Raw genomic sequence first — 4,237 nt, 5'->3', positions numbered from 1 at the left:
GGCCGCGGGGTCGCCGGTGAGGACCGCCAGCGCGAGCGCCACGTACAGCAGCGGCGAGGTGACGATGGTGACGACCCCCAGGCCGAGCTGGACGCCGTAGCCGAACCCGTACACCCAGCCGCGGTAGCGGTGCAGCCAGTCCTCGTCGACCTGCCGGTGCCACGTCGGCGGCTGCGGCAGCCGCCCCGCCTCCACGGCCAGCGCGCAGGCCGCGACCACCACCAGCAGCGCCAGGGCCACCGGTGCCGCCGCCGCCCGCTCCAGCGGCAGCGCCCAACCCAGCGCACCCAGGGCGGTGCCCAGCGCCGCGCCGCCCAGGGCGGAACCGGCCAGGTGCGCCGCCACCGTCACCGGCCAGCGGCTCGCTCGTCCCCGCTCACCGAGCGGGGTGATGCTCGAGAGCATCGACTCACCTCAAGGTGACCACGTCGCGCGCAGCGCCGCCAGCACCGCGGTCGGCACCCCCGCCAGCAGCGCCCACGTCCCCAGCTCCACGCTCAGCCACGCCCCCGCGCCCGCTCCGCCGCCGACGGCTCCGCCGCGGGCCCGCCCAGCAGGTCGTCCGCCGTCAGCTCCAGGCTCGGGTGGCCCGGCGCGATGCCCGCGGCCAGCAGCTCCCGGTCCGCCCGCGCCTCCCGGTGCGCCCCGTCCCCGACGTCCTCGCCGCGGTCGTGCACGTGAGCGTGGGCGCGGGCGTCGAGGGCCCGGTCGCCGGTGGCCTGCCGCACCAGGCGCTCCACCTGCTCCCAGCTCGTCGCGCTGCCCTCCCCCGCGACCCGGCCCGCGGCGCCGTCGACCAGCACGAAGTACGGCGAGCCCGGCACCTCGTAGCCCTCCCACGCCGTCGTCGACATCACCACCAGCAACCCGTCGGCGGCGAGCTCGCGCACCGCCGTCGCGCTCTCCCGCTCGGTGCCCTGCGTCACGACCACCAGCCGGGTGCCGGCGGGCAGGCCCAGGGGGGCCCGCTCGCGGAAGCGCCCCCAGATGCCGTGGCAGGTCAGGCAGCCGCTGGACAGGAACGCCAGCAGCACGTCCTGCCCCGTCGTCACCGCGACCTGGACGCTGTCCCCGGTGGGCGTCGTGCCGCTGACGTCCGGCGCCGCACCCCCCGTCAGCGTGCCCGTCGCACCCGCGGGCCCCACCACGCCGCGGCCCACCTCGAACGGCAGGTCCACCGGTCCGCCGGTGGCGCGCGGCGCGGTGTCCTCCCGGCCGGCGCCCAGCTCGTGCAGGGAGCGCAGGATCTCCGCGTGGCTGCGCAGCAGGCCCGCCACCAGCAGGCCCAGCAGCGCGACGGCCGCGGTGAGGCCGACGAGCAGGACGGTCACGAGGACGGGCACGGTCACGCTCCGGACGCGGGGGCGGGGGCCGGGCGCCGGGCGGCGACCAGCCGGGGCAGGGCGGTCAGCGCCAGCAGCGCCAGCCAGCACACGAGCACCGCCGCGGCACCGGCGGCGAGCGCGGCACCGGCACCCGCGCCGACCAGACCGGGCACACCCGCCGCGCCACCGGTCAGGGCGACCGCTGCGGCGGCGGTGGCCAGCAGCGCGGTCACGACGGCGTGCGCGGCGGTCGGCGGCAGGTCCGGCTCGCCGAAGCAGCCGCAGGAGCTCAGCGGGCGCCGGCGCAGCAGCGCCAGCAGGACGAAGCCGGTGAACGCGGCGTAGGCGCAGGCCACCAGCGCGGCCGCACCGGGCACCTCGGCGAGCGCGGCGACGGCCAGCGCCACCTCGGCCGCACCCAGCAGCCGCACCAGGGCCGTCGCGGAGGGCAGCCCCTGGGTGCGCAGCGCCTGCGCGGTCGAGGCCGGCCGCAGCAGCTTCGCCCGGGCTGCGACGAGCAGCAGGAGGCACCCCGCGACGTGCGGGACGAGCAGCGCGTGCACACCGAGGACACTGTGCGCTGGCGGCGCCGCGGTCAAGGGGTGGTGCGCTCCGGCGCGTCCCGGTCCTCGGAGGTGTCGTCGGGGGTGTCGTCGGGCAGCGGTGGCTCCCGCTGCTCCAGGTCGCGCCGCTCGACGCCGGGCATGGCGCGCCGCTCGGGCTCGCCGCGCTCGGCGCGGGTGAGGTCGACGAGCTTGCGCCGCTCGGGGGCGCCTCGGCGTTCGTCCATGCCTCCAGCTCACCACGGAGCGATCGGGCCGTCACGCCAGGTAGCGCCGCGGGTGCGGCCGGGCGCACGGCACGGCGCGGGCTGGAGCGCCCATCTTCGGGTTCGGGCGCTCCCGATGGGGTCTGGGAGCGCCCGAACCCGGAGATGGGCGCTCCCAGACCCCGGTTCCGGCGCCCGAACCCGGAGATGGGCGCTCAGGGGAGAGGTGGGCACTCAGGGGTGGGAGGGCGCCCCTCACCCCGCGGGCAGGTCCAGCACCACGTCGCGGGGCGCGCCCGCCGCCAGCCGCACCCGCAGCAGCCAGGCCGCCGAGCGCAGGGTGCACGCCGCACCCGAGCCGTCCGCCGCGCACGCCACCACCCGCGCCACCACCCGCAGCACCCCGCCGCCGGCCCCGTCCGCCACCCGCAGCGCGCGGTGCAGGCCGGGGCCCTCCCCCGCCCCGTCGCCCAGCAGCGCGGCGGGCTCGGCGGCCACGGCCAGCCGCGCCCCGTCGACCTCACCACCGGAGGGCCGCTGCCCCGCCGGCAACCGCACCGCCAGGCGCACCTCCCCCGGCGCCAGCACCACGTCGAGCACCCGCTCCGCCGCCTCCCCGCCCGGCGGCGGCAACCGCACCACGCGGTGCGCCGCGGACTCCACGACGAGCAGCTCACCGCCCACCGCCAGCACCCCGGTGGGCTCGGCCAGCCCCGCGCGCAGCGTCGTCAGCACACCCGCCGCGGGGTCCCAGCGGCGCACCGCCCCGTTGTAGGTGTCGGCGACGAGCACCGCCCCGTCCGGCGCGAGCGCCACGCCCTCGGGGTGCTGGAGCAGCGCGGCGGCGTCCTCGGCGCCCTCGGGCACCCGGCCGGGGCCGTCGCGCAGGCCGGAGTCGAACAGGCCCAGGCCCACCGCGGTGACCACCTCGTACCCGCTCGGGGTGCCGGCGGCGTCGAGGGGCGCGGCGTTCGCCATCCGGTCGTCGGCCACCACGGGCACCGAGCGCGCCGGCCGGGGCCCGGCGCCGTCGCGGGCCAGCCGGCGCAGCGCGGAGGTCTCCGCGTCGACGAACCACAGCCCCGCCCCGCCCGGCTCCGCGGCCAGCCCGGACGGCTGCGCGAGCCAGGCCAGCTCGGCGGGCCCGTCGCGCAGGCCCTCCGCGGTCGTGCCCGCCAGCACCCGCACGACGCCCCGCGCCGCCTCCGGTGCCGGGTCGAACGCCCACAGCTGGTGCGTGCCGGCCATCGCCACGACCACCTGCCCGTCGAACCACGCCACGTCCCAGGGGCTGGCGAGGTCCTGCTCCAGCGCGGGGCCACCGCCCTCGCGGCGCCGCAGCTGCCGCCCGGTGCCCGCGACGGTGCGCACCGACCCGTCGGCCAGCCGCACCCCGCGCAGCGCGTGGTTGCCGGTGTCGGCGACGACGACGTCCCAGCCGCAGGCCGCGGCGACGTCCGGTGGCAGCAGCGCCAGGCCGCGCGGGGCGCTGAACCGGGCGGCGGCGGCGTCCCCGTCGCGGAGCCCGCGGGCGCCGGAACCGGTGCCGCGCAGCACGTCCCCGGTGTGCGGGTCGAACTCCACGAGCCGGTGGGCGCCGGTGTCGGCGACGAGCAGCGCACCGGAGGGCAGCGGCAGCGCGGCGGAGGGGAAGCGCAGGCCGGCGGCCGGTGCGAGGGGTGCGGGCGGAGGGGGCCCGGGGTCGGCGGCCCCGGACCCGTCGAGGAGCTCCGCCACGAGCGCCGCGACCGCCCCGGCGTGCCCCTCCCCGGAGAAGCGGCCGGCGACGTAACCGGCGGGGTCGACGACCACGAGGGTGGGCCAGGCGCGCACCGCGTACGCCCGCCAGGTGTGCAGCGCCGCGTCGTCGAGCACGGGGTGGTCGACGCCGAGGCGCGCCACGGCGCTCTCGACCGCGGCCGGGTCCGCCTCGTGCGGGAACTTCGGGGAGTGCACCCCGAGGACGGTGAGGGCGGCGCCGAAGCGCGCCTCGAGGCCGCGCAGCTCGTCGAGGACGTGCAGGCAGTTCACGCACCCGCCGGTGAAGAAGTCCAGCAGCACCACCGCGCCGCGCGGCCGCGCCGCCGGCGGCTCGGCCCCGCCGGGGGTGCCCAGCCAGCGCCCGCCCCGCAGCGCCGGTGCC

General features: G+C 79.8%; 4 protein-coding genes and 1 pseudogene. All 5 read right to left on the bottom strand.

All coding sequences use genetic code 11. The features are described 5' to 3' along the window. Positions 1-405, bottom strand: a pseudogene (locus ABEB16_RS10810) (methylamine utilization protein MauF); the annotation flags it as partial. Between the two features lie 92 nt (positions 406-497). Then, positions 498-1,349 carry a TlpA family protein disulfide reductase gene (locus ABEB16_RS10805; protein ID WP_345712260.1) on the bottom strand — a complete coding sequence of 284 codons (852 nt, stop codon included), beginning with the start codon at positions 1,347-1,349 and terminating at the stop codon, positions 498-500. Continuing rightward, the gene (locus ABEB16_RS10800; RefSeq protein WP_345712259.1) at positions 1,346-1,888 is read right to left on the bottom strand and encodes a MauE/DoxX family redox-associated membrane protein; all 543 of its coding nucleotides are present in this window, start codon (positions 1,886-1,888) and stop codon (positions 1,346-1,348) included. Before ABEB16_RS10800 ends, ABEB16_RS10805 begins: the two co-directional genes overlap by 4 nt. Positions 1,889-1,920: 32 nt before the next feature. Next, the gene (locus ABEB16_RS10795; RefSeq protein WP_345712258.1) at positions 1,921-2,115 is read right to left on the bottom strand and encodes a hypothetical protein; all 195 of its coding nucleotides are present in this window, start codon (positions 2,113-2,115) and stop codon (positions 1,921-1,923) included. 234 nt (positions 2,116-2,349) lie between these two features. Continuing rightward, positions 2,350-4,237: thioredoxin-like domain-containing protein (locus ABEB16_RS10790; protein ID WP_345712257.1), on the bottom strand; the 1,888-nt coding region annotated here is incomplete at its 5' end.

Source organism: Kineococcus glutinatus, assembly GCF_039542765.1.
Classification (GTDB): Bacteria; Actinomycetota; Actinomycetes; order Actinomycetales; family Kineococcaceae; genus Kineococcus_A; species Kineococcus_A glutinatus.
Note: the sequence above shows the minus strand (reverse complement) of the source record. Positions and strands in the feature narration are given on the sequence as shown.

What these genes read in the sequence shown, in the direction of transcription:
- ABEB16_RS10795 (WP_345712258.1), bottom strand. Translation starts at nt 2,115, where the DNA reads ATGGACGAACGCCGAGGCGCCCCCGAGCGGCGCAAGCTCGTCGACCTC.